The organism is Massilia solisilvae (genome assembly GCF_024753215.1).
GTDB lineage: Bacteria > Pseudomonadota > Gammaproteobacteria > Burkholderiales > Burkholderiaceae_D > Telluria > Telluria solisilvae.
The window spans coordinates 143,562-167,416 of the sequence record NZ_JANUGV010000008.1; the positions used below are offsets into that span (position 1 = coordinate 143,562).

The 23,855-nt window shown below is 68.1% G+C and carries 19 protein-coding genes; 15 read left to right on the plus strand and 4 right to left on the minus strand.

What is annotated here, in order from left to right:
• Nucleotides 1-9 precede the first annotated feature (9 nt).
• From NX773_RS21510 to NX773_RS21535, 6 genes are all read left to right on the plus strand, one after another.
• Nucleotides 10-1,359 (plus strand): putative porin, encoded by a 1,350-nt coding sequence (locus NX773_RS21510; protein ID WP_258858310.1) that lies wholly within the window; start codon nucleotides 10-12, stop codon nucleotides 1,357-1,359.
• An 11-nt stretch (nucleotides 1,360-1,370) separates the two neighbouring features.
• Nucleotides 1,371-1,907: an FMN-binding protein gene (locus NX773_RS21515; RefSeq protein WP_258858311.1), complete on the plus strand. Its 537-nt coding sequence runs from the start codon at nucleotides 1,371-1,373 to the stop codon at nucleotides 1,905-1,907.
• Nucleotides 1,904-2,719, plus strand: a complete 816-nt coding sequence (locus NX773_RS21520; RefSeq protein WP_258858312.1) for an FAD:protein FMN transferase — start codon at nucleotides 1,904-1,906, stop codon at nucleotides 2,717-2,719. The genes NX773_RS21515 and NX773_RS21520 overlap by 4 nt, the downstream gene beginning before the upstream one ends.
• 3 nt (nucleotides 2,720-2,722) lie before the next feature.
• The gene (locus tag NX773_RS21525) at nucleotides 2,723-3,190 is read left to right on the plus strand and encodes a DUF4405 domain-containing protein (RefSeq protein WP_258858313.1); all 468 of its coding nucleotides are present in this window, start codon (nucleotides 2,723-2,725) and stop codon (nucleotides 3,188-3,190) included.
• Nucleotides 3,191-3,382: 192 nt separating this feature from the next.
• Nucleotides 3,383-5,038, plus strand: a complete 1,656-nt coding sequence (locus NX773_RS21530; protein ID WP_258858314.1) for an acid phosphatase — start codon at nucleotides 3,383-3,385, stop codon at nucleotides 5,036-5,038.
• Nucleotides 5,039-5,294: 256 nt separating this feature from the next.
• Nucleotides 5,295-6,254 (plus strand): DUF4142 domain-containing protein, encoded by a 960-nt coding sequence (locus NX773_RS21535; protein ID WP_258858315.1) that lies wholly within the window; start codon nucleotides 5,295-5,297, stop codon nucleotides 6,252-6,254.
• Nucleotides 6,255-6,501: 247 nt separating this feature from the next.
• Here NX773_RS21535 and NX773_RS21540 read toward each other — a convergent pair whose 3' ends face one another.
• On the minus strand, nucleotides 6,502-7,137 hold the full coding sequence (locus NX773_RS21540; RefSeq protein ID WP_258858316.1) for an FMN-binding negative transcriptional regulator: 636 nt from the start codon (nucleotides 7,135-7,137) through the stop codon (nucleotides 6,502-6,504).
• A complete protein-coding gene (locus tag NX773_RS21545) occupies nucleotides 7,137-7,598 on the minus strand; it encodes an OsmC family protein (protein ID WP_258858317.1) in 462 nt (153 codons plus the stop codon). Before NX773_RS21545 ends, NX773_RS21540 begins: the two co-directional genes overlap by 1 nt.
• 90 nt (nucleotides 7,599-7,688) lie before the next feature.
• On the opposite strand from NX773_RS21545, the gene NX773_RS21550 reads away from it, so the two are divergent.
• From NX773_RS21550 to NX773_RS21565, 4 genes are read left to right on the plus strand one after another with little or no spacing between them, the layout of a single operon-like run.
• Complete coding sequence (locus tag NX773_RS21550) at nucleotides 7,689-8,252, plus strand: DNA-3-methyladenine glycosylase I (RefSeq protein ID WP_258858318.1); 564 nt, start codon at nucleotides 7,689-7,691, stop codon at nucleotides 8,250-8,252.
• 7 nt (nucleotides 8,253-8,259) lie between these two features.
• The gene (mnmC1, locus tag NX773_RS21555; protein WP_258858319.1) at nucleotides 8,260-9,930 is read left to right on the plus strand and encodes an FAD-dependent 5-carboxymethylaminomethyl-2-thiouridine(34) oxidoreductase MnmC1; all 1,671 of its coding nucleotides are present in this window, start codon (nucleotides 8,260-8,262) and stop codon (nucleotides 9,928-9,930) included.
• Between the two features lie 45 nt (nucleotides 9,931-9,975).
• Complete coding sequence (locus NX773_RS21560) at nucleotides 9,976-10,698, plus strand: sensor histidine kinase (RefSeq protein WP_258858320.1); 723 nt, start codon at nucleotides 9,976-9,978, stop codon at nucleotides 10,696-10,698.
• Nucleotides 10,695-12,437, plus strand: a complete 1,743-nt coding sequence (locus NX773_RS21565) for a tetratricopeptide repeat-containing response regulator (protein ID WP_258858321.1) — start codon at nucleotides 10,695-10,697, stop codon at nucleotides 12,435-12,437. Before NX773_RS21560 ends, NX773_RS21565 begins: the two co-directional genes overlap by 4 nt.
• Here the strand turns inward: NX773_RS21565 and NX773_RS21570 are convergent.
• Complete coding sequence (locus NX773_RS21570; RefSeq protein WP_258858322.1) at nucleotides 12,434-15,682, minus strand: patatin-like phospholipase family protein; 3,249 nt, start codon at nucleotides 15,680-15,682, stop codon at nucleotides 12,434-12,436. The two genes, NX773_RS21565 and NX773_RS21570, sit on opposite strands and share 4 nt — an antisense overlap.
• A 189-nt stretch (nucleotides 15,683-15,871) precedes the next feature.
• Entirely contained in the window at nucleotides 15,872-16,552 is a 681-nt protein-coding gene (locus NX773_RS21575; RefSeq protein WP_258858323.1) for a PhaM family polyhydroxyalkanoate granule multifunctional regulatory protein, read from the minus strand.
• Between the two features lie 112 nt (nucleotides 16,553-16,664).
• Between NX773_RS21575 and NX773_RS21580 the strand changes: the two genes are divergently transcribed.
• The 5 genes from NX773_RS21580 (at nucleotide 16,665) to NX773_RS21600 (ending at nucleotide 23,831) form a co-directional block, all read left to right on the plus strand.
• Entirely contained in the window at nucleotides 16,665-17,777 is a 1,113-nt protein-coding gene (locus NX773_RS21580) for a DUF3108 domain-containing protein (RefSeq protein ID WP_258858324.1), read from the plus strand.
• A 1-nt stretch (nucleotide 17,778) separates the two neighbouring features.
• A complete protein-coding gene (locus tag NX773_RS21585) occupies nucleotides 17,779-18,531 on the plus strand; it encodes a DUF3108 domain-containing protein (RefSeq protein WP_258858325.1) in 753 nt (250 codons plus the stop codon).
• Between the two features lie 371 nt (nucleotides 18,532-18,902).
• Entirely contained in the window at nucleotides 18,903-20,279 is a 1,377-nt protein-coding gene (locus tag NX773_RS21590; RefSeq protein WP_258858326.1) for a hypothetical protein, read from the plus strand.
• Nucleotides 20,272-20,997 carry a hypothetical protein gene (locus NX773_RS21595; protein WP_258858327.1) on the plus strand — a complete coding sequence of 242 codons (726 nt, stop codon included), beginning with the start codon at nucleotides 20,272-20,274 and terminating at the stop codon, nucleotides 20,995-20,997. Before NX773_RS21590 ends, NX773_RS21595 begins: the two co-directional genes overlap by 8 nt.
• Nucleotides 20,998-21,005: 8 nt before the next feature.
• Nucleotides 21,006-23,831 (plus strand): ATP-binding protein, encoded by a 2,826-nt coding sequence (locus NX773_RS21600; RefSeq protein WP_258858328.1) that lies wholly within the window; start codon nucleotides 21,006-21,008, stop codon nucleotides 23,829-23,831.
• Nucleotides 23,832-23,855: the final 24 nt, after the last annotated feature.

The following is a 23,855-nucleotide window of genomic DNA, read 5'->3' on the forward strand; positions in this document are numbered from 1 at the left end:
GAGCAGAAAATGAAAAAGAAATTGATCGCTGCGGCGCTGGGCGCCGCCTTCCTGGCCCCGATGGCCGCCATGGCGCAGGAAACGGACCTGGCAAAACGGGTCGAGCAGCTGGCGGCGGAACTGGAGAAGGTGAAGGCCGAGCTGGCGGCGCAGAAGGCGCAGGCTGCCGCCGCGCCGGCGCCAGCGCCCGCACCCGCCGCACCGGCCGCACCCGTCGTGCGGGCCGCCGGCGCACCGCTCCAGGTCCCGTCCAACGCGCCGGCACCCATCGCGGCCATGACCGCCACCCCGGCCAGCGCGATGAGCCAGGACACCGTGCTCACCGGCTACGGCGAAGTCAACTACAACCACCCGGTGCGCAATGCCAGCGGCTCGCAGACCGACGTGCGGCGTGCGGTCATCGGCTTCCAGCACCGCTTCGACGAGAAGACCAAGCTGGTGTCCGAATTCGAATGGGAGCACGCCATCGCGTCGGCCGAGGACAAGGGCGAGGCCGAGGTCGAGCAGCTGTATGTCGAGCGCGAATTCGCCGGCGGCCTGCGCGCCAAGGCCGGCCTGTTCCTGATGCCGGTGGGCCTCTTGAACCAGAACCACGAGCCGACCGCGTATTACGGCGTGGAACGCAACTTCGTCGAGACCCGCATCATCCCGACCACCTGGCGCGAGGCCGGCGTGGGCCTGACCGGCGAATTTGGCGAGGGCTTCACCTGGGACGCCGGCCTGACCACCGGCTTTGACCTGACCAAGTGGGACCCGGCCTCCGAGGAAGGCCGCGAGTCGCCGCTCGGTTCGATCCACCAGGAAGGCCAGCTTGCCAAGTCGCGCGACCTGGCGCTGCACGGGGCGCTCAACTGGCGCGGCTATCCGGGCCTGCTGGTGGGTGGCTCGGTCTTCACCGGCAAGGCGGGCCACGCGACCGCAGGCTTTCCGGCGCAGGGCGCGCGCGTGACGCTGTGGGACCTGCACACCCGCTACACGCCAGGCGCGTGGGACTTGTCGGCGCTGTGGGCCTACGGCCGCATCACCGACACCAACGCCCTGAACGCCACCTTCGTCGGCAACCCGACCCTTGTTCCGAGCAGCTTTGCCGGCTGGTACCTGCAAGCCGCGTACAAGCTGTGGCAGAAGAGCGATTTCACGCTCAGCCCGTTCGCGCGCTTCGAGAGCTTCAACACCGCGCGCAGCTACAGCGCGCTGCCGGCGGGCCTGGGCGTGCCGTCCGCGGGGTATGAGCGCGTTGCCACCGTGGGCGCCAACCTCCTGGTCGGGCAGGGCGTGGTGCTCAAGGCCGATTACCAGAAATTCCGTGACGATAAGTCGCAAGACCGGGTGAACCTCGGCGTCGGCTTCTCTTATTGAGGTATCCAGCCATGCGTTACGTGCCCCTGACCTTGCTCGTCGCCGGCGCCGCCAGCGCGCCCGCGTTCGCCACGCAGTACCTGAGCCCGGAACAGGCGCAAAAGCTGATGTTCCCCGAGGCCGATGGGTTCAAGCCGCACCCGCTTTCGCTGGACGCGGCGCAGATGAGGCAGGTCGAACAGCTGTCCGGCCTGCCGGCGCGCTCGGTGCAGTGGCGCGTGGTGGGCGCGTACAAGGGCGATGCGCTGCTCGGCTACATGGTGCTGGACGACGTGGTCGGCAAGTTCGAGCTGATCTCGTACGCGGTCGGCATCAACCCTGACGCCAGCGTGCGCCAGGTCGAGATCCTGACCTACCGCGAAAGCCACGGCGGCGAAGTGCGCCTGGCCGCGTGGCGCAAGCAGTTCGTGGGCAAGACCGCCAAGGGCGGGGGCCTGGCAATCGGCGGCGGCATCCAGAACATCAGCGGCGCCACGCTGTCGTGCACCCACATTACCGACGGTGTCCGCCGCATCGCCGCCGTGGCCCAGGTGGCGCTGGCCAAATGATCCGCCGCGCGCAGCCCTGGCTGGGCACGATGGTCGAGGTGACCATCCCCGGCGCGCACGACCTTGCGGCGGCCGATGCCGCGTTCGCCGAGGTGGCGCGCGTGCACAGGCTGATGAGTTTTCACGACGCCGCCAGCGACGTCTCACGCGTGAACCGCGGCGACCCGGGCGACGCGGTCGAGGTGGACGCCGACACCTGGCAGGTGTTGCGCATCGCGCTGGATTTGGCCGAGCTGTCCGATGGTGTGTTCGATATCGCCTGCGCGCCGCGGCTGGTAGCGTGGGACGTGCTGCCGGCCCCCGCGCCCGCGCGCCCGCAAGCGCGCCCGGTGCAGGAAGTAATCGCGCTTGACGAGGGCAAGCGCGTGCGCAAGCTGGCGCCGGGCTGGATCGACCTGGGCGGCATCGCCAAGGGCTATGCCGTGGACCTGGCGGCAGACGCGCTGCGCCAGGCCGGCATTGCCGAGGGCTGCGTCAACGCCGGCGGCGATTTGCGCGTGTTCGGCCCGTCCCCGATGCCGGTGGCGGTGCGCTCGCCGATCACGCCGGGACAGGCCGCATCGCGTATCATGTTGGCCAACGAAGCGCTCGCCACCTCGGCCAGCTATTTTTCGCGCCGCAGCAGCGGTGGCCGGCAGGTCAGCGCGCTGGTCGATGCACGCGACGGCACGGCGCTCACGCTGGATCGCAGCGCCTCGGTGCGTGCGCCACGCTGCGTGCTGGCCGACGCGTTGGCCAAGGTGGTGCTGGCCACCGGCGACGCCAACCATCCGGCGCTTGCGGCTTGCGGCGCCAGTGCTTTTTTGGTGTGAACCATGACGCAAAATCCCCCCGCCGCGGTGCGCCCGCGGCTGTCCTTCAAGCTGGAACGCTGGCACCGGCGCGCCATCTACGCTACCGGCGCCGCGCTGCTCGCTTCCGGCGTCGCGTGGCTGGTGCTGCGCTATTTCCTGCGACCCGTGAGCGAGTTCGGCGAGACCGTCAACCCGTTCGAGCCGTGGGCCATGAAGCTGCACGGCCTGGCCGCGATGGTGGCGCTGTTCTTCATGGGCAGCCTGATCCACGTGCACATCCGCCGCGCGCTCAAGTCCGGCCGCAACCTGGTGACGGGATGGGCGATGATCGCCACGCTGCTTCTGCTCGCGCTGACCGGCTACGGCCTGTACTACGTCGCGAGCGAAGCGGACCGCCCGCTCTGGTCCGCCGTGCACTGGATCGTGGGCCTGGCGGTGGCCGGGCTCTTCGTGCTGCACATCGTGGTGGGACGCAAGAGCGTCCAATAAACTGGTGCCGGTATATTTCCCGACCGCCGACGCCGGTAGGGCGGCCGCCGCCGCCAACCCGCATTGCCGCTGCGAGTGCCGCCATTGTCGCCATCGGATGTGACAGGCATTTGACGGCGTTTGGTTCTTCAAGGCAAAACACGGATAATCATTGCTCCCTTGGCGCTACGCCAGCAAGAACCAGGAGAGCAAGTGCAAGACCACGATTCCGTGCAGCCGGGCGACGACCTGCCCGACAACCCATCGCGCCGCCGCATCTTCCAGGCCGCAGCCGCAGCCGGCCTGTCGGCCACCTTGCCCGGCGTGGCCGACGCGGCCACTGCCCATGCCAGCGCGGCCAAGAGCCTGAACGCCAAGCTCAAGGCGCAGGTGAAGAACGTGGTCGTGATCTTCCTCGAGAACCGCAGCTTCAACAACCTGTTCGCCAATTTTCCCGGCACCGCCGCGCCGCTGTCCGCCGTGAGCCGGGAGGCCAGCGTCCAGCGCGACCGTGACGGTTCGGTGTTGCCGGCCTTGCCGAAGGTCTGGGGCGGCATGGTGCCGGAACGGCAGAACATCGGTGGCAAGGATTACGTGATCGCGGAGAACCAGGTCTCGGGCCTGCCCAACGCGCCGTACAAGCTGAAGGACCTGGAGGGCAATCCGCTGCCGGAAGGACTGGTCACGCGCGACCTGTGGCACCGCTTCTACCAGAACCAGATGCAGATCAACGGCGGCAAGAACGACGGTTTCGCGGCCTGGTCGGACGCTGGCGGGTTGGTGATGGGCTACTACGGCGAAACGCAAACGAACCTGGGCCTGTGGCAGATCGCGCGCGAATACACCCTGTGCGACAACTTCTTCATGGGCGCCTTCGGCGGCTCCTACCTGAACCACCAGTTCCTGATCGCGGCGCGTCCACCGGAATACTTCGACGCCGCTTCGACCCCGGCCAGCAAGACCATCGCGGTGCTCGAGGACGGGCCGCTTGGCGTGCGCCTGAAGATGTCGTCCAGGTCGCCGCGCTCGGCGCTGGATGGCCCGCCGCAGTTCGTCAATGACGGCAACATCACGCCGGACGGCTACACGGTCAACACGATGGCGCCGCCGTACCAGCCCAGCTGGGTCAGGCCCGGCCCGGGCGGCGACCCGTCCACGGCCGACCCGCGCGATCCGGACGTGCTGCCGCCGCAGACCTACAAGACCATCGGCGACGTGCTGTCGGAACGGGGGGTGTCGTGGGCATGGTACGCGAGCGCCTGGCAGGCCGCGCTGGAGCACCGGGGCGAGGGCAGCAAGCCGAACTTCCAGTACCACCACCAGCCGTTCAACTACTTCCGCCAGTACGCGCCCGGTACCGCCGCGCGCGCAAAGCACCTGCTCGACGGCGGCCTGGGCGACAGCCCGATCTCGAACCGCTTCCTGGCGGACGCGATCGCGGGCCGCCTGCCGGCGGTCGCCTTCTACAAGCCGCAGGGGAACCTGAACCTGCACGCCGGGTACTCGGACATCGAGTCGGGCGATGCGCACGTGGCCAACGTGATCGAGCACCTGAAGAAGTCGCCGCAGTGGAAGAACATGGTGATCGTGGTGACCTTCGACGAGAACGGCGGCTGGTGGGACAACGTGGCGCCGCCCAAGGGCGACCGCTGGGGGCCAGGCTCGCGCGTGCCGGCGATCGTCGTGTCCCCGTTCGCGAAGAAGGGGGCGGTGGACCACAACTTCTACGACACCACCTCGATCCTGCGCTTCATCACGCGCCTGCACGACCTGCCGCTGCTTGAAGGGCTCGCCGCGCGCGACGCCGCCTTTGCCGAGCGTGGCGCACGCGGACCGGGCGACCTGACGTCCGCGCTCAGCTTCCGCTAAGCGTTGCCGCCGTCGTCAAAGCCAGGCCGCGCGCCTGGCTTTTTTTCGCCCTGCCGTTCATAAACTTTCCTGTTGGCTAACGGGCGCTGTGGAAAAAAGTGTGGGGATACACTGCGACAGCCCGATATTGTGAGCTTGATATCGTCCGACGCTGCGCGATTCCTTTACGAACTCGCAAGCGAACATGATTGTCAAAATGAACAGGAGCGGGGCGCCAGGCCGCGCCTGCCCCACAACAAACCTACAGGAGAACATCATGCACAACAATAAAGTGTTGAAGAGACTGCTGACCGTCACCGCCGTCGCGGCAATGTTCAGTACATTCGGTGTGTATGCGCAGACCACCAGCGGCAGCGCAAGCACCTCGGGCAGCGGCCAGGACGCTACCGCCGTGCAAGGCAAGACCACGCGTGAAGGCACTGCCGGCAGCACCGACAGCCGCGGCAAGGACGAGCAGATGCGTGGCACCAGCGGCGCCCAGGGAAGCACCAGCGCCGGCAGCCAGGGCGGCATGACCGGGGTGCAGGACACCACCGGCGCCGGCGCGTCGTCCACCGCCACCGGCAAGACCACGCGCGAGGGTACGGTCGGCAACACCGACAGCCAGGGCATGGAAAAACGTCAGGGCAAGACCAACTCCCATGGCAGCAAAGAGTCCAGCGGGACCAGCGGCAGCCAGGGCAGCTCGGGCAGCAGCGCCGCCACCGGCGGCGCCGCGGCGGCAGGCGCAACGGCGGCCGGCACCACGGGCAAGAGCACGCTGGCCAAGGGCGACGAGACGATCCTGAAGAACATGGCGCTGGCCAACATTTCCGAGATCGAGGCCGGCAAGATTGCCCAAAGCAAGAGCTCGAACGACCAGGTGAAAAGCTTCGCCCAGCAGATGATCGACGATCACACCAAGGCGCTGAACGACGTGCAGCAAGTCGCGCAGCAGAAGGGGGTCACCCTGCCCACCGAGCCGGACGCCAAGCACAAGGCCATGGCGACCAAGCTGCAGGCAATGAGCGGCGACGCGTTCGACAAGGCTTACATGGCGCAGGCCGGCCTGGCCGACCACAAGAAAGTGCACAGCATGCTGCTCGCCGACGAGAAGAAAGCCAAGGACCCGGACGTGAAGGCGCTGGCATCGAAGATGGCGCCGGTGGTCGAGCAGCACCTGAAGTCGGCCCAGCAGATGCCGGCACCCAAGTCGGGCACGACGTCGGGCAAGTAAGGGGCAGCGCGACGGGTTGAACTGGCCGGTGACTGGTCCAGCCCGCTGCGTTCGCGTTCACGTCGACCACGACCCACCGTCGTCCCGGCGAAGGCCGGGACCCATGCTGAGCGTGCGCATTCGCGGCGGCTTTTCGACAACGCGAGCTGTCCATGGGTCCCGGCCTTCGCCGGGACGACGTGCACGCGCTGACACCAGCTTTGGCGGCCTCGCTTCGCTGGCGTGCAAGCCGCACGCTGCAATTACGTCAGGCTGCCGGGTGCCACTCCCGCATCAGCTGCGCCAGCGGTGCGCCGCTGCCGGTGTAGGCCAGCCCGGCCGCCATGCGTGCGTAATCCTCCGCGCTGCGGTTCTGGCTGATCTTCCATTTCCCTTCCAGGCGCTGGATCGGGATCTCGATGCCGACGATCGCCTTGAGCAGCGCGTCGGTGTATTCCTGCGGCGCGTCCGACACCTGCCACGGCGTGGCGCGGCCGGCTTCGTGGCGGTTGGTCAGGCGCCGCACGAAGTCGAGCACCCATTCGCGGTCATCGATGGCGCGCAGCTTGCCGTGCGCGTGCACGACGGCGTAGTTCCAGGTCGGCACCACCTTGCCGCTGCGTGCCTTTTCTTCGTACAGCTCGGGCGTGATGTAGGACGCCGGCCCCTGGAACAGCACCATGACCTGCGCGCCGTCGTTGCGCCAGAGCGGGTTGCCGCGCGCAACGTGTGCGCGCAGCACGCCGAAGGGCGCATCCGGCGTGGGCGCGGCAATCTCGAACGGAATGTGATCGGCTACCAGCCCGTCGTCGCCCATGCGCACAAGGGCCCCGAGCGGGTGGTCGGCCACCAGTGCGTGCATGATGTCGAGCCGGGTTTCCTCGTTTGCGCGCGGCATGTACATCAGGGCGCCTCCTCGACCACCACTTCGCCCTTGAGCGAGCTGGCGATGTAGCACTTCTCGTGCGCGATATGGTGGATCTGCATCAGCGCTGCGGCATCCGGCGCCGGGCCGGCCCAGGTGATGCGCGGCCGCAGCACGATCCTCGTCATCGACAGCTTGCCGTCGCGGTCGGTGTCCAGCACGCCGAGCGCGTGGTCGAAGTACTCATCCACCACCAGGCCGCGCTGCGCTGCAAGCGACAGGAAAAACAGCATGTGGCAGCTGGATGCGGCGGCCACCAGCGCCTCTTCCGGATCGACGCAGGCCGGGTCCGACATCGGCACCGGTACCGACAGCGGCGAGGAGGATGCGGGCACGCTGGTTCCGCCATCGAAACGCCATTCGTGCGCGCGGCTGTAGCGCTGGTCCAGGAATGGCTGGCTGCCGCGGCGCCACGCCAGCGTTGCTTCAAACTGCTTCATCGCCTCTCCTCGTTAGCTGTCAAAAATGCAATCTTAACCTATCCTCGCGGGCAGGTCCGGCGCCGCCCGCCGGAAGGTATACTGCCGCCCATGAACAAGATCCGCTGCACCTGGGCCAACCCGGCCAATCCGCGTTACCTCGCCTACCACGACACAGAATGGGGCGTGCCCTGCCACGACGAATTGCGCCTGTTCGAGATGCTCAACCTCGAAGGCGCGCAGGCCGGCCTGTCCTGGGAGACCATCCTCAACAAGCGCGAGAATTACCGCGCCGCTTTCGACCAGTGGGACGCGCGCAAGATCGCGCATTACGACGATGCCAAGGTGGCCGAGCTGCTGGCCAACCCGGGCATCGTGCGCAACCGGCTCAAGGTGGCGGCAACCATCACCAATGCCCGCGCCTACCTGACGATGCTCGATGGCGGCCTGACGCTGGACCAATACCTGTGGTCGCACGTGGGCGGCAAGCCGATCGTGAACCGCTGGGCCAGGGGCGAGCGCCCGGCGCGCACCGAACTGTCGGACCGCATCTCGAAAGACCTGTCCAAGCGCGGCTTCAAGTTCGTCGGCTCCACCATCATCTATGCCTACATGCAGGGCATCGGCATGGTGGACGACCACGATCCCGACTGCTTCTGCCACACGGGGCGCTGAAGTGGACATGCTGCTGCACTGGCGCGGCCGTGAGCGCTACACCGTGTTCGACACCGATTACGGCGACGGTAGCGGCGTGCGCGCGCTGGTGCAGGCGTGGCGCGACGATCCGCTGCGGCCAGCGCGCTTGCATGTGGTGGCGCGCGCTGATGGCCTCATGCCCGGCTTTCACCGCATCCCGCAGGCCGAGCCCGGCGTGACGCTGGACCTGCTGTCGGCGCCGCTCGACATCGCGCTGGCCCAACTGGTGGCGCGGCTCGACTTCATCCGCCTGCATGGCATCGCGCGCGAGGGCACTGCGTTCGCGCGGCCGCTGGCCCGTATCGCGGCGGCCCACGCGCAGTTGCAGGCTTCCGGCCTCAGTGCCGCGCAAGCGGCGGCGCTGGCCGGCGAAGGCTTTGCGTTCGAAGAGGCCAGCCCGAGCGAAGCGCATTTCGCCAGCCGCAAGCCGCGCCTGCCCGTGCCGGCCACGCCGCAGCGCCGCGCCATCGTGATCGGCGCCGGCATCGCCGGTTCGGCCGCCTGCGAGCGCCTGTGCGCGCGCGGTTGGGAAGTCACCCTCATCGAGCGCCATGCGCGGCCGGCGATGGAAGCGTCGGGCAACCACGCGGGCATCTTCATGCCTCTGGTGTCGAAGGACGACAACATCCCCACACGCCTGGTGCGCTCGGCCTTCTTATACGCGCTGCGCTACTGGGAGGGGCTGGGCGGGATCGGCCGCGCGATCGACGGCGCTGCCTGTGGCGTGCTGCAGCTTGCGCGCGACGCTGCGCACGCCCAGGTACAGCGCGCAATCGCGGCATCCGGCCACTATCCGCCGCAGTTCGCGCGCTGGCTGGAACAGCCCGAGGCCGAGGCGCTGCTTGGCCTGCCGGCGCCCGATGGCGGCTGGCTGTTCCCGCAGGGCGGCTGGGCACGCCCGGGCAGCGTATGCGAAGCGATGCTGGCCGCCTGCGGCAGCCGGCTGCAGGCACATTTCGGTGCCTGCGGCGCGCGGCTCGAACGCGCGGGCGACGAGTGGACCGTCATCGACGAGCAAGGCCAGGTGCTGGCGCGCGCCGCGACCGTCATCCTTGCGTCGGGCGCGGGCGCGGCGCAGTTTCCGCAGGCGGCGCGGCTGCCGCTCGCGGCGCTGCGCGGCCAGGTGTCGCACATCGACGCCGCCACGTTGCCGGCGCTGCCGCTGGTGTTGTGCCGCGAGGCCTATGTGACGCCCGCTTCGCACGGCATCTGCTGCGCCGGCGCGACCTACGATACCGACCCCGACCCCGCCTTGTGGCAGTCCAGCCACGACGACAACCTGGCCAAGCTGCGCGCGCTGCTGTCCGATCCGCACGCGGCCGCCAAGGCGCCGCTCAAGGGGCGGGTGGGCTTTCGCACGGTGGCGCCGGACCGGCTGCCCCTGGTGGGCCGCCTGCCCGACTTCGACGCGGCCGGCGGCACCGAACGGCTGCGCGAGGTGCCGCGCTACCCGGGCCTGTACAGCCTGCTCGGCTATGCCTCGCGCGGGATCACCTGGGCGCCGCTGGCGGCCGAGCTGCTCGCGGCCGGGCTGGAAGGCGAACCGCTGCCGCTGGAGGCTTCCCTGGCCGACGCACTCGATCCGGCGCGCTTCGTGTTGCGCGCACGCCGCGCCCCGCGCGGGCCACATTGCATTCCGACTGATCCAGAACAATAAGAACCAGCCAACGCGGTTATAATTTTCCATACGGAAATTACCGCCATGCAACCACGCCAACCGATGGACGACCAATCTCGCCCGCAAGAGCTGTTCCTGTTCCTCGCCTCGACCGCGCACGACATGAAGAATTCGCTCAGCGTGCTGTCCGGGACGCTGGAGCGGCTGCTGGCCGAGGCGCCGCAGGCCGAGCCGGCCTATCCGCAGATGGCGCACATGCTGCACCAGACGCGGCGCCTGAACAACCAGCTGATGCAGCTGCTGGCCCTGTACAAGCAGGTGGGCACGCCGGAGTACCCGTTCGACATGCGCGCACTCGAAATGGGCGAGCTGACCGGGCAGGTGGCGGCCAGCGAAAAGGTGCTGCTGCAGTCGCGCGGTGTCACGCTCGACATCGACTGCGACCCGCAGCTGGTCTGGCACTTCGACGAAGACCTGATCCTGGGCGTGCTTTCGCACGCGATCCACAACGCCACCAATTACACGCGCGACCGGGTGCGCCTGGCAATCGCCGAGGTGGACGGCTGGCTCGAGATCCGCGTCGAGGACAACGGCGACGGCTATCCCCCATCGATGCTCGAGGCCGGCGTGGCGGCGATGAACGGCGCCACCAGCGGCGTGAACTTCCTGACCAACAGCGCCGGCCTCGGCCTGTACTTTACGAGCGAGGTGGCCAAGATGCACCGCCACCGCGGCCGCCACGGCAGCCTGCGGCTTGAAAACGGCGGGGCCTATGGCGGTGGCTGCTTCATCCTGAGGTTGCCATGAGCGCGGTGCCGCTCGTTGCCGCCGTGGGCGTGGACGACCAGGTTGACTGGGCTTCCAAGAACTACCTGATCGTGGACGATTTCGCCGGCGTGCGCCAGCTGCTGCGCGAGAGCCTGCGCAGCCTGGGCGCTAGGGCCATCGATCAGGCCACCAGCGGCGGCGAGGCGATGGGTCAGCTCATGCGCACGCGTTACGACGTGGTGCTGTGCGATTACTACCTTGGCGAGGGCAAGAACGGCCAGCAGGTGCTGGAGGAAGCGCGCATGCGCAACCTGATCAACCCCAGCACGGTGTGGATCATGGTCTCGGCCGAAAAGAGCGTGGAGTCGGTGATGGGCGCGGCCGAGCACCAGCCCGACGCCTACCTGATCAAGCCGATCACCGAAGGGGTGCTGCTCACGCGGCTGAACCGCGTATGGCACAAGAAGCAGGTGTTCCGCGCGATCGACCAGGCCTATGCCGAGAAGGACTACTTGCGCGCCGCGCGCCTGTGCGACGAACAGATCGAATCGAACAAGGCGCACGAGATCGAACTGCTGCGCATGAAGGCGCGGCTGATGGAAAAAAGCGGCCAGCCGGACAAGGCGCGCGCTGCCTACGAGCAGGTGCTGGCGCAGCGCGAATACCAGTGGGCGCGCGCGGGCCTGGCCCGGATCCGCATGCTGAACGGCGAATACGAGCAGGCGCGCCAGATGTTCCTGGGCGTGATCGCGGAAAACCGCTACTACATCGACGCCTACGATCAGCTGGCCGCGGCCTACCAGGCGATGGGCCAGCTCGACGAAGCGGCCGACATCCTCGAGCGCGCGACCAAGCTGTCGCCCAACTCGGTGCCGCGCCAGCGCAACCTCGGCATGGCCTGCCTCAAGCTGGGCAACATGGCGATGGCGGAGAAGTCGTTCCGCAAGTGTGTGGCGATCGGCGAGTACTCGATCCGCAAGACGCCCGACGCCTACCTGGGCCTGGCGCGCGTGTGCGGCCTGAAGAACGACCCCAAGGAAGCGCTGCAGTGGCTGGCAGCGGCCCAGCGCGAGTTCGGCGGCGAGCATGCCGACATCGAGCTGCGCACCAAGATCACCGAGGGGCTGGTGTACCACGAAAGCGGCGACTACCGCCGCGCGCGCAAGGCTGGCGACGAAATCGAAACCCTGCTGCGCGAACGCACCGAGCGCCCGGACGTGCCGACCTGCCTGGAAATGGCCACGCTGCTGTTTGCGGTGGGCGTGAAGGACGCGCCGGTGGACCTGTTGTGCTACGTGATCCGCAACAACCACGACCAGGCCGTGCTGCTGGACGAGGTGCGCCGGCTGTTCGAGAAGGCGCGCATGGCGGAAGAAGGCGAGGTTCTCATCAAGGCGTCGCGCAAGGAAGCGTCGGACCTGATGAACCAGGGCGTGATGCTGTGGCGTAGCGGGAAGCTGCGCGAGGCGGTCGAGTGGATGCGCAACGCCCGCGCCGCGCTGCCGAACAACCAGCGCATCCTGTTCAACGCCGCACAAGTGCTGATCTCGCACCTGCAGCAGTACGGCTACGACGAGGCGCTGGCGCAGGAAGCGAGCGATGTGCTCAACCATGTGGACCGCCTGCAGAGCGGCCAGCCGCGCTTTGCGCAGCTGATGGAGCAGCTCGCGGCGCTGGTGCCGCAGCCGGAACCGGAGGAAGAACAGGAAGAAGAGGACGAAGAGGAAGCGGCGGCGGAAGCCGGCGCCGAGGCGGAAGGCGAGAGCGCCGCCGGCTAGCTGTGAACCGAGGTGGGTGCGGCATCGGCGCGCACCGGGCCCGTGTGCTGCTTCATCAGCTCCTCGCACAGCTTGCCCACGTCGCGCCGCTGGCCCGGCACCTTCGACACCTCGGCCGCACGCGCCAGCGCGTTTCGCGCGATGTGGTAGCCGAGCGCGCGGTAGCTCTCGAACTGCGCCTCGTCGAACCACTGGTCGGCGGTGCTCTGGTGCGGGTAGTCGGGGTGCGCCTTGCGGTAGTTGATCACGTCCGCGTTCTCGTCGCCCACGATCGCCGGCTTGATGTACAAGAGCGTGCCGTCCACGCCCTCGGCATCGACGTGGCTGTAGCGGATCGTGCCGGCGGCGCAGCTCGCGCCGGCCAGGTCGGTGCCCTTGACCAGCTCCATGCGCGACACATCCAGCTCGATCGCCACGTGCAGGTCGGTGGCGCATTTGCGGATCGCGTTGCCCAGGTCCTCGAACGCCAGTTCGCGGTCGCTGGCAACGTCCACCGCCACGATCAGCCGGCAGCGCCGCCGCACCAGCTCGTAGATGCCCAGGTTTTCGAAGTGGCCGCCGTCGGACAGGTACACGTAGTTGGCGTCGGCGTTGGTCATGCCGAACAGCTCGGCGATGAGGCTGAACAGCCCGATCGGCGGCGAGCTGCGCTTCCACACCGCCTTGCGCGGATTCGGGCACCAGCGCCCCAGGCGCACGTTAAACATCGTCATGAGGAAGTTCAGCGGCGGCGACGAATGCGCGCCCATGTTGGGGCTCGCGGCCGCGCCGGAAAGCGCCACCGCCATCCCGAGCCGCACCTTGGCGTCGTCGTCCACCCCCTTGCCCGCGCGCGAGGCGTACTGGCGCGTGGGCCGGTAGGTGCCGCGCTGGGCGTCGTGCTGCGCGCAGTTGGCGCCCTGCGCCGGCATCAACGGCGTCTCGAAACCGCAAAAGCGCGGCGTGAACGCGAACGAGGCGGCCTTGCGGGTCTGCCATGCCAGTTCCTCGCCACGCACCAGGTTGAGCGAGGTGTTGACGATGTGGTAGGGCAGCTGGTCCTGCAGGTCCGCCAGTTGCGGGTCGTCGTCCGGATCGAAACCGGTGAACGGATGCGGCTTGCGGTGCGCGTTGCTGGCGCCGAAGTAGGCGCGCACCAGCCGGTTCCGGTACAGCATGTAGAGCGAGAACTTGTTGATGTCCACCCGCCAGCCGAGCAGCAGCGCCGCGCCCAGGCACAGCGCAAAGGCGGTGGCCAGCGTGGCCCCGCTGGTGGCCAGGCTGGCGTTGGCGTGCGAGGCGTACACGCAGGCCAGCGTCGGGCTGTCGCAGCGCAGGTCGGGCGGGGCGACCGCGGCCTGCACCAGCGTGGCCAGCACGGCGAAGATCCCGAGCGTGAACACGTAGGGCGCCAGCCGCGCCAGCAGCTCCAGCTGGTTGAAGCGCACGCCGAACAGCGTGGTGGTGCCGCCGCTGCCGGCCTTCACGCCCAGCCAGGTCATGGCCAGCCAGCCGATCGCGGTGCCGGCGTTGGCCAGCGGGTCATAGGTGATCCAGGCCCAGTGCAGCAGCGGCGGCAGGAAGAACGCCGCGCAGAACATCATCAGCCAGGCGATGGTGAAGATCGAGGTCCAGGCGCCCTGGCGGCTCCACCACTCGCGGCTGGCGTCGCTGTACAGGGTGCCGATCAGGCCGATCATCAGCGTCATCGTCACCGAGAACAGCGTCATCATCAGCGGCATGCCGAAGGTGGTGAGCGCCACCGCATTGTTCAGGATCGGGTGCTCGGCCGGGTTGGGCAGCCAGGACAGGCCAAGCAGGAGCAGCAGGGTGCCGATGGTGAGCGCGAACATGGCGGAAAGGAAGTGCGACAGGCCTTCGTGCACGTCGGTGCGCGAGACGTCGCGCCGCACGCGCTGCCTGCGCTTCGCCGCCGGCACGGCCAGGCCCACGGCAAGCAGCAGGAATGCGCCGGCCAGGCCCGGCACCCAGCCCCGGGCGATGCGCAGCGCAGTGTCATGCCCGACCGCGTGTTCGACCAGTCCCGGCGCGAATTCGAGCGTCCCGGCCAGCATGAGCGCCGCCACGCCGGTAAGGAACGCCGCGCACACCGCGTAGCCGGAGCGCCGGTACGGACTGGTGCGGTCGTGCGCGAGATACCAGCCGCAGGCCCAGACGATGAAGTACACCAGCCCGGGCACCAGCACCCAGCCCATGCGCCACTCGTATTTGCCGGACAGGGCCGCGTGCAGCATCGACGGCATCACGCCGCCGTGCCGCCACAGGCCGATGCTGACCAAAAAGCCGGACAGCAGCAGCGGGAAGTTGATGAACCAGAGGACCGCGCCCTGGTTCACCGGGAACCAGCGCTGCCCGCGCGAGGCTTCCGGCTTGCTGGAGATCGACAGCGCAATGCAAAAGACCGCAATCAGGAACGATGCGGTGCCAAGCATCCAGGCCGGGTCGGACCAGTCGGCCCAGGGCGCGTCCTTGCCGACGATGCGGTTGACGGCCCACACGGCAAAGCGCGGCAGCAGGAGCAGGGCGCACAGCCAGGCCAGCAACATGGCCAGGTTCAGGCCCGTGTTGCGCACGTAGGTGCCGATCAGGGTCCAGGCGTCGGCGCTGAAGACCCCGGCGCGCGGCGACAGGTAGTTGCTGTACTGGCGCAGGAACTGGATCTCGACCGCTTCGGAATCGACCGGCTCGCCGGCCGCGCCGGGTGTGAGCATGGCTTCCACCGCGCGCACGTCGCCGTGGCGCTCGCGGATGCACTTGGACAGCCAGCCGCCGATGAAGCCGCCGCCGGACACGGTGGACAGGTAGTCGAAGTCGCGCAGCAGCTGCTGCTCGCCCAGCGCCTGCAGCACGCCGAGGTTGAAGGTGGCGCTGCGCACGCCGCCGCCGGACAGCGCAAGCCCGGTGAGCCCGGCGGCGTGGGCGCGGCGCAGCAGTTCGGCGCGCGACGCCGGCAGCACCTGGTCGGGGCCGGCGCTGCCGTCCGGGCGCGGGCGCAGCAGGTCCAGCTCGTTCTGGAGCACTTCGGCGAACACGCTGCCGGCCAGCGCGTTCAGGCGCCGCCAGGTCACCTGGTCGAGCGCGCCGTCGGTGACAATGCCCTCGCGCTGGCGGAAGGCGTCGATCGCGCCAGCCAGTTCGGCAAGCGTGTGCGCGGCCGGCGGCACCTCGATGCCGGCGCTTTCGAGCTTGCGCCGCACGTCGGCCACCTGGTCGGGCGTGAGGCTGGTGTAGTCGATGTACGGCAAGCGCGCCCTCCACGGCAGATGCTGGCGCGGCGCGGGACGAACAGGCAGGGGAACGCCCCGGCCGCACAGTCCAGTTCAGCACGCTTTTTGCCTTGGCGCAGCGGGCAGGATCAAAGGACGCGCATGTAGTTGGCGGGGAGAAACGAAAGCCGTCGTCCCGGCGGAAGCCGGGACGACGGCGCAAGTGCGTCAGCTCTTCTTGTCGCTGGACTGCGGCTTAGGCGTGCCCGGCTGGGCAAAACCGCCGCCCTTCTGTTCCGCGCCGGTCTTGCCAGATTCGGGCGGCATGGCCGCTGCGGCGAACTTGGCGGCCGCATCCTGCGCGGTCATCGCGCTCTCGACGGCCTGCTTGAACTGGTCCTGCAGCAGATTCCACCATGCGATTGCGGCCGGCATGCCGGGCGCGGCCTGCGCGTCGGCGCTGCCGGCCTGGCCGCCCTGGGCACCCTGTGCCTTGGATTGCCCGCCGGCGGGAGGCGCAGAGCCGGAGGCGGCCGGCGAGGCGGCGCCGGGTTGGGTGAAGAATTGGGCAAACGGCGCGGCCATGGCGGCTGCCTGCTCGCCGGTCTGGTTCATCGCCTGCGCCATGCTCGCGCTCATCGACTTGAGCGTGGCCAGCGTGCCGCGCTGGACCTCGAGCGCCTGGATGGTCCCGCGCAGCATGGTCATGTTCATGTTGAGCCAGGCCTCGACCGCCTTGAGGTCGGCGATGCGCTTGTCCAGGTCGTCGATCGACACGGTGGCGCCCGGCATGGCGGCCGCCGGCGGGGTGCCGGCGCCGGGCACGTTCATTCCGCCCCAAAGGTTCTTGACGAACTCGAGCGTGTCCGTCATTCCGGGAATGGGCGGCACGGGCGGCGGATTGGGCATGGCGGTTCTCCGTAAATGGTCAGGCTAGCGTAGCAGAATACCAAGTCCGGTTCAAAGCAATGTGTGCGCGAACACGTCAGTGCGGCCAGCCGGGACAGGCTACACTAGGGGAATGAGCTCCGCATTCTTCCAAGCCCGACGGCGCCGCGCGCTGCTGCTGGGCTCGGTCACCTTCCTGCTGCACTGGACCGTGCTGGGCTGGCTCAACGGCCAGCTCGGGCGGCAGCCCTTGCCGCGTGCTGCGGACGAGGTGACGGCGGTGGCCCGCTTGCTTCCCGATGAGGCGCCGCGCCCGCTGGTGCCGCCGCCTGCGCTGCTGCCGCTGCGCAGCGAACCCTTGCCGCCACCGCCGCCGCCCCCGCCGCAGCTGGCCGACGTGGTGCCGGCCGGGTTGCCGGTGGCAGCGGGCGGGCCCTCCGCCGAAGCGGCGGCCACGGACGGCACTGCGGCAGGGCAAGTTGGCGCGCCCCTTGCCGGACCCGGCGTAGAATCGGCGGCGCAGGCCGCTCCCGTGCCGGCACCCGCCGCTGCGCCGCCGGCGCCGCCCGTGCGCAGCTACCGGGTCGATTTGCCACCCTCGGCCGACATGACGCTCGACGTGGACCGGGTGGACGCCGACGGCACCCACTGGAGCGGCGAGGCCGCGCTCGGCTGGCGCCTGCAGCCCGGCGGTTACCGGGCCAAGGTCGAGGTCGGCATCCGGCTGCTGTTCGCGCGTGTGAACCTGCTTGAACTGACGAGCGAGGGCGCAACCGGCGAGACCGGGTTTGCGCCCGCCGTGATGACGGAAAAGCGTCGTGGCCGCGCGCTGACGGCCACCCATTTCAACCGGCAGGACGGCACGATCACGTTTTCGGCCTCGCAGAACAAATACCCGCTGGCCGCCGGCGCGCAGGACAAGGCGAGCGTGCCGCTGCAGCTGGCCGCGATTGCCCGCGCCGACCCGGGCCAGCTGGGCGACAGCATCGACATGCAGGTGGGCGAGGACCGCGACGCGACCGTGTTCCATTTCGTGCTGGTGGGGCAGGAGGAGATCGACACCCGGCTGGGCAAGCTGCGTGCCTGGCATTTGTCGCGTCCGCCCAGGCCGGGATCGTACAATTCGCGGCTGGACATCTGGCTGGCGCCGGAGCGCGGCTGGTACCCGGTCAAGATCCGCAACACCGAAGCAAGCGGGGCGGTGACTACGCAGACCGCGAACAACATCGTAATGACAGGAAGCTGATATGCGACGAGATTTGTTGAAACAGGCCGGCGTGGCAACGCTGCTGGCGTTGGGGCTGGGGTGCGCCTGGGCACAGGACGAGCATCCGTCGGTCAAGCGCCCGTTCGACCTGCCGCCGCCGGCCGACCTGACCTACGAGCTCACTGCGCGCCAGAGCGGCTTTTCGCTGGCCGGCAAGGCGGTGATCACCTGGCGCTGGAATGAGGGCAAGTACGCCGTCACGGCCGAGTCGCGCGTGTCGCTGTTCGGCAAAATCACGGAGAACCGCAGCACCGGCACGATCGACAGCTTTGGCCTGGCCCCAACCGAGTTCTATGAAAAACGGGTGCGCAAGGATCCGACCACGGCCAAGTTCGACCATGCCGGCAAGACGCTCAGTTTCACGGATGGCAAGCAGACCTATCCCCTCAAGGGCGGCGAGCAGGACCGCGCGTCAGTGACCTGGCAGCTGGTGGCGCAGGCGCGCGCGGCGGGCGAGAGCCTGAAGCCGGGCACGCGTTGGTCGTACTTTGTGGCCGGCCGGCATGACGCCGACCCGTGGACCTTCCGCGTCGGCAAGCGCGAAAAGGTGAGCACCCCGGCCGGCGAGTTCGACGCCGTGCACATCGTGCGCGAGGAAACGGCGGCGGTCAAAGGCCAGAACCTCGACATCTGGCTGGCCCCCGCCAAGGACTGGTATCCGGTCAAGCTGCGCTTTTCCGACGACGACAAGGATTTCGTCGAGCAGTCGCTGGAGCAGGTGGTCAAGAAATAGGGCGCGACCGCGCTGAACGGCTGCGCATCCGCAATTTCTTCTTTGCGCGCGAACTCGCGCGAGAATCGTGCTGTTTCGCAGCGATACCGCGCAAAATCGTGCGCTATCGTTCATTCGCGGGCTCATTCGGACAAATCCCATTGTCCCCCTGGTTGTTCCTTGGCCCAGGTTTCAACCCAGCTTCTTTATTTTGTCAGTCTGGCAAGTTATTATTGCGTCCAGGAAACGTTGCGGAACAACCGACGCGGCCCGCCAGTCCCGGCTTCTGGTACTAGTTGCCGGGTCTTAACTGGTATACTGGCGCCCCCGCGGACGAGTCTGGCCCGCCTTACGGCAGCGCGGCACGTCGCCCCAGCAACTACCGGAACACGATGATCGACACACTGGCAGGCGCGGCCCTGGCCGCAGAACCCTTGACCCCGGCACAGGACGACGATCCGCTGCAGGCGCATTTCCACGCCGGCGTGATCCCCGACGAGATCGAGCAGGTCTTCCACCTGAAGCGCGCGCAGCCGACGCTGCAGGCGTTCACCGCGCTGTTCCACGGTGGCCAGGACAGCGTGACGCTGCGCCTCCTGGTGCTGCGCGAGCTGGCTTCCGACAGCGCCAGCTCGGCCTTTTCGCGCGCGGACATCAACCTGAAGTTCGCCTATCTGGTCCCGGAAAGCCTGGAAACGGTGATCAACCGTCTGCGCAGCCATGGCCTGCTGGCGTGGGACGCACCGGCCGCCGTGTACCGCATCACGCCGATGGCGCGCAACGTGCTGGCCGCGCTGGACACGCTGCTGTCCGTGGGTAGCCAGTCCGACGAGGACGACGCCGACATGGGCTTCCTGCTGTCGCAGGTGGCCGGCGCGCAGGCCGTGGGCGGGGTGACGGTGGACCAGCTCAAGCACCTGATGGGGCGCCTGAACGCGCTCACCGAGGAGTTCCGCGACGCGATCGCCTCGGGCTCCGAATTCCAGCTGCGAACATCCCAGGAGAAGTGGCACACGGCCTGCGACTGGGTCGAGAAGGGCTCCGAGATCCTGCGCGCGATCACCACCGACGAACGGGCCGACGCGGCCACCCACCGCGCCGCGCAGGCGATCGGCCGGGCGCAAAGCGCGCTGCTCAACATGCAGGGCATGTTCTCGCGCGCGCTCAACCAGATCGAGCGCCAGCGCGTGCACCTGGGCCAGTCGGGCCTGTCCACCACCGACGTCAAGCTGTGGCTGCTCGCGCACGAAGACCTGGCCAGCCTGGCCGAGGACGCGATCGACCGCCCGGTGGTCCCGATCTTCATCACGCCGGCCGAGATGATCGACGTGGCCGAAACCGAACTGCTGACCGAGCGCGCCACCCATACCGGCCCGGCGGGCCTGCCCAGCGGCGAAGACGCGCCGCTCACGATCAACGACAACCCACAAATCCAGCGCGAGCTCGACACCTGGATCTCGCGCCTGTCCAGCTTTGCCAACGTCGACACCTTCCCGGAGGTCGCCGCCGGCAGCCCCAAGCAGGTGCCGATCCAGGACTCGCTGCTGCCGGCCAGCTTTGCGCTGGCCTCGTACCGCGCGTCGCTGCTGCCGCTGCTCGGTGACGCGGCCGAGGCCAGCCTGCAGGGCGCCACCGCGCAGCTGGCGCGCCTGCCGGTGCGCTTTGACGCATCGGACGCGATGGTCGAGCTGGACGACCCCGAAGTGGCCGCGATGTCGGTCGCTACCCTCTCACTGATTCAAGAAAGCGGCTCGCAAGAAGATGAATGACGACGCACAAATCCTGATCGCGCGCCTGCTCACGCACCAGACCCTGCGCCGCGACGACAAGATGGTCAAGCGCGCGCTGTCGGACGACCAGTTCCGCGCCGAGCTGGACAAGCGCCTGCTCGAATCGGGCATGAAGCTGCTCGACAACGTGTACGCCGACCACGTGACGCTGGCGCTGCACCGCGCGGTGGAGCCGAAGATCTTCGGCGCCAAGGACATCTGGCAGAACAATAACTTCGGCCTCACGCGCGACGGCGTGGCGCTGCTGGTGGTGCTGTGGGCGCAGATCATCCTGCCCAAGCGCGAGCGCCAGGAAACGCACCACGTCGACATCGACCAGAGCGACATGTTCGACAAGGACAACCCGATCCCGCGCGCGGAAGACGCGTCGATCGGCATTTCGTACACCGCCTTGCTGGCCGACTTCGGCGACAAGCTGGGCAAGAAGACGCGCATGGACATGAACCTGGGCGTGCTGTCCAAGCTCGGCTTCATCGAACGGCGCGGCGACGTGATCCTCGAAGGCCCGCTGCTGGACCTGATGATGGATACCGACCTGCTCAAGGAGCGCATCGTCAACGGCGCGCTGGCCGACGTGTTCAAGCGCGCGCCGCTGGCCGTGGCGCCGGCGCGCAAGAGCGCCAACGACCCGGCGGCCGGCGAACCGGTGCTCGATGCGTCGAGCGAAGCCGACGCCGCACCCGACATCCAGAACTAGAGGCCCCGATGTTCCACATTAAATCACTTGAACTGGTCCACTGGGATTACTGGCAGCGGATCAAGAACATCCCGCTGGATGCCAAGATCATCACGATCGCCGGCCAGAACGGCTCGGGCAAGACCACGCTGCTGGACGCGCTGCGCACGCTGTTTGGCCTGGACTGCTCGATGGGCCGGACCTACAAGCACTACGCGCGCCACTCGGGTCAGCAAAGCGCGTGGATTCGCGCGGTGGTGGACAACCAGCCGGCCGGGCGCCAGCTGTCGAACCGGCCGTTCCGCCACTCGGGCTTTTTCAGCGACGACGAGGTGACGCTGTTCTGCCAGGTGCAGAAGAATGGCGGCGACTGGAAGCGCATGTACCTCATGCGACCCGGGAACATCGACATCGAGGAAGTGACCGAAGCGACCGACTGGCTCGGCGTGGAAAACTACAAAAAGCGCCTGGCGCAGGCCGGCCTGTCGCCGGCGATGGCCAAGGTGCTGGCGCTGGAGCAGGGCGAAACCGACAAGCTGTGCGAATACGCGCCGCGCCAGTTGCTGGACCTGGTGTTCCAGGTGTTCGGCGACAAGGAGGTGCTCGACGCCTACGACGAAGCCAAGCGCCATCAGCGCGACACCGAAACGGAGCTCAAGCGCTTCGAAGCGGAGCTGGAGACTTCCCGCACCAACCTCGAAGGCCTGCGCCTGCGCGTGGCCAACTACCACCAGTGGGAAGACCTGCACAAGGAACGCCGCAACCTGACGGAAGAGGTGCTGCCGAGCCTGGAATACCATGAGGCGCGCGAGAAAGCCGCGTTGATGAGCCGCCAGCTGCGCGAAGCGCGCAAGCCCATGGCGCAGGCCGACAGCCAGCTCGAGGAAAAGCGCAAGGCGCTGGCCGCGCAGCAGCGCGCGCTGACCGAGGCCCAGCAGCAGGAGGCGCTGCTGGAGCAGGAGGCGACCAACCTGGCCAGCAAGCTCGCGCAAGTCAACACCAAGCTCAAGCCGCTGGAAAGTCTGCTGGAGCAGAAGGAGCGCCTGCAGAAACTGGCGGCGGACGCCGGGGCGGACCTGGCCGACGTGGCCAAGCAGATCGAGGAAAAAGAGATCGAGCTGGCACGCCAGCGCCAGTCGCGCGATTCCATCTCGGCCAAGATCATGGGCGAGCGCGCCACCATCTCGGCCCTGCAGGGCAAGAGCGCAATGCCGGAGCCGGAAGCGCAGCGCCTGATGCGCCGCGCGCTCAACGACGAAGGCATCGCCCACGCCATGCTGTCGGATATCGTCGAAGTGACGGATCCGAAATGGCAGGGCGCGGTCGAAGGCGTGCTGGGCGGTTACGCGTCGGTGGTGCTGCTCGAACGCGCCAAGGACGCACCCGCGGCCTACAAGCTGGCCGAGAAGGAGCGCTATCGCCACTTCATCGTCCCCGACTGCATCGAGGCGCCCAACGTCAAGGATTCGAGCCTGCTGTCGGTGGTGCGCTTTACCGGCAAGGCACCGTCGTGGCTGATCGACCAGCTGGCACGCATCGACCGCGTTGACTCGGTCGATGACGGCTTCAAGAGCAAATCGGAAGAGTGGATCACGCCGGACGCCTACCACCGCGAACGCCGCGGTGGACGCTCGCTGTTCGTCGAGCCGTCGCGTTACCGCTTCGGTCAAGCCGGCCGCATCCAGCGCCTGGAAGCGATCCAGCGCTCGCTGCCGGCACTGGAAGAGCAGGAAGACAAGCTCACGCTGTCGATCAGCAAGCTGGCGGCCGAAGTGGGCGGCCTGCGCGCGCGCATCGCGGGTGTGGACGCGGCCAAGGAACTGGACGCGCGCCAGGCCGAGTTCGAGGAAGCGGCCCGCAACATCGGCCCGCTCAAGGCCGAGCGCCTGGAAGTGGGTGGCCGCCTGGGCGAGCTGCAAACGCTCATCAAGAACGCCACGGTGGCGCGCACCCGTGCCGACACCGTGTGGCAGAACGCGCGCATGGCCCTGTCGGAAGCGGAAGCCGGGTTGCGCCTGAACCACCGCCGCCAGATCGAGCAGCGCGGCGAGCACGCCAAGGCGCTGCGTGACCTGCGCCGTTCCTGGCGCCACCTGCCGATGTCGTGGCGGCGTGCCGCGCGCCGTGCAGCGCTGGTGGCCGAGCACCAGAACGTGCACCAGGTGAACCTGCGCGTTCACTGGCTGGACAACGCGCTGGCGCGCGACGACTGGGAGCTGGACGCGACCGTGATCGACCAGTACCAGCGCCTGAACGACCAGCTGCACAGCCGCCAGTCCGAGACCGAAGAGCGGCGCTACCAGAACAACCGCGCGATCGAGGCCACCGCCAACGCGCGCGGCGCCTACATCGAGCGGCTGCGCTACACGATCAAGACCTACAGCAAAAACATCAAGGAGCTGGGCGCGCTGGCCGGCATCGACGTGCAGGCCGACCCGGTGCGGCTGGAGAACGACGATGTGCAGCTGGCGCAGGCGGGCCTGCACGTGCGCTTCAAGTTCGACGGCAAGGACCAGATCGGCATGAACGACGGCGAGGCCTCCGGCGGCCAGCAGGTGATGAAGTCGCTGGTGCTCCTGATCGGCCTGCTGAAGTCAGAGGACGGCTCGGGCGGCTTCGTGTTCATCGACGAACCGTTTGCGCACCTGGACATCCGCAATATCCAGCTGGTGGGCGAGTTCCTGAAGAACACCGACGCCCAGTACCTGATGACCACGCCGCTGACGCACAACACCGACGTGTACGATCCTTCGGAACTGACGCTCATCACGAGCAAGAAGAAGAAGGACATGCAGTGGGCGCAGCCGATCTTCGTGCTGCAGCGCCGGCAGGCGGAGGCGGCCAAGGCCGCATAAAAATCGAAAGGAGCCGCTGGCCCC

Excerpts from the sequence above, each read along its gene's own strand:
- NX773_RS21510 (WP_258858310.1), top strand. The coding sequence starts at position 10 with ATGAAAAAGAAATTGATCGCTGCGGCGCTGGGCGCCGCCTTCCTGGCC.
- NX773_RS21515 (WP_258858311.1), top strand. The coding sequence starts at position 1,371 with ATGCGTTACGTGCCCCTGACCTTGCTCGTCGCCGGCGCCGCCAGCGCG.
- NX773_RS21520 (WP_258858312.1), top strand. The coding sequence starts at position 1,904 with ATGATCCGCCGCGCGCAGCCCTGGCTGGGCACGATGGTCGAGGTGACC.
- NX773_RS21525 (WP_258858313.1), top strand. The coding sequence starts at position 2,723 with ATGACGCAAAATCCCCCCGCCGCGGTGCGCCCGCGGCTGTCCTTCAAG.
- NX773_RS21535 (WP_258858315.1), top strand. The coding sequence starts at position 5,295 with ATGCACAACAATAAAGTGTTGAAGAGACTGCTGACCGTCACCGCCGTC.
- NX773_RS21540 (WP_258858316.1), bottom strand. The coding sequence starts at position 7,137 with ATGTACATGCCGCGCGCAAACGAGGAAACCCGGCTCGACATCATGCAC.
- NX773_RS21545 (WP_258858317.1), bottom strand. The coding sequence starts at position 7,598 with ATGAAGCAGTTTGAAGCAACGCTGGCGTGGCGCCGCGGCAGCCAGCCA.
- NX773_RS21550 (WP_258858318.1), top strand. The coding sequence starts at position 7,689 with ATGAACAAGATCCGCTGCACCTGGGCCAACCCGGCCAATCCGCGTTAC.
- mnmC1 (WP_258858319.1), top strand. The coding sequence starts at position 8,260 with ATGCTGCTGCACTGGCGCGGCCGTGAGCGCTACACCGTGTTCGACACC.
- NX773_RS21560 (WP_258858320.1), top strand. The coding sequence starts at position 9,976 with ATGCAACCACGCCAACCGATGGACGACCAATCTCGCCCGCAAGAGCTG.
- NX773_RS21565 (WP_258858321.1), top strand. The coding sequence starts at position 10,695 with ATGAGCGCGGTGCCGCTCGTTGCCGCCGTGGGCGTGGACGACCAGGTT.
- NX773_RS21575 (WP_258858323.1), bottom strand. The coding sequence starts at position 16,552 with ATGCCCAATCCGCCGCCCGTGCCGCCCATTCCCGGAATGACGGACACG.
- NX773_RS21580 (WP_258858324.1), top strand. The coding sequence starts at position 16,665 with ATGAGCTCCGCATTCTTCCAAGCCCGACGGCGCCGCGCGCTGCTGCTG.
- NX773_RS21585 (WP_258858325.1), top strand. The coding sequence starts at position 17,779 with ATGCGACGAGATTTGTTGAAACAGGCCGGCGTGGCAACGCTGCTGGCG.
- NX773_RS21590 (WP_258858326.1), top strand. The coding sequence starts at position 18,903 with ATGATCGACACACTGGCAGGCGCGGCCCTGGCCGCAGAACCCTTGACC.
- NX773_RS21595 (WP_258858327.1), top strand. The coding sequence starts at position 20,272 with ATGAATGACGACGCACAAATCCTGATCGCGCGCCTGCTCACGCACCAG.
- NX773_RS21600 (WP_258858328.1), top strand. The coding sequence starts at position 21,006 with ATGTTCCACATTAAATCACTTGAACTGGTCCACTGGGATTACTGGCAG.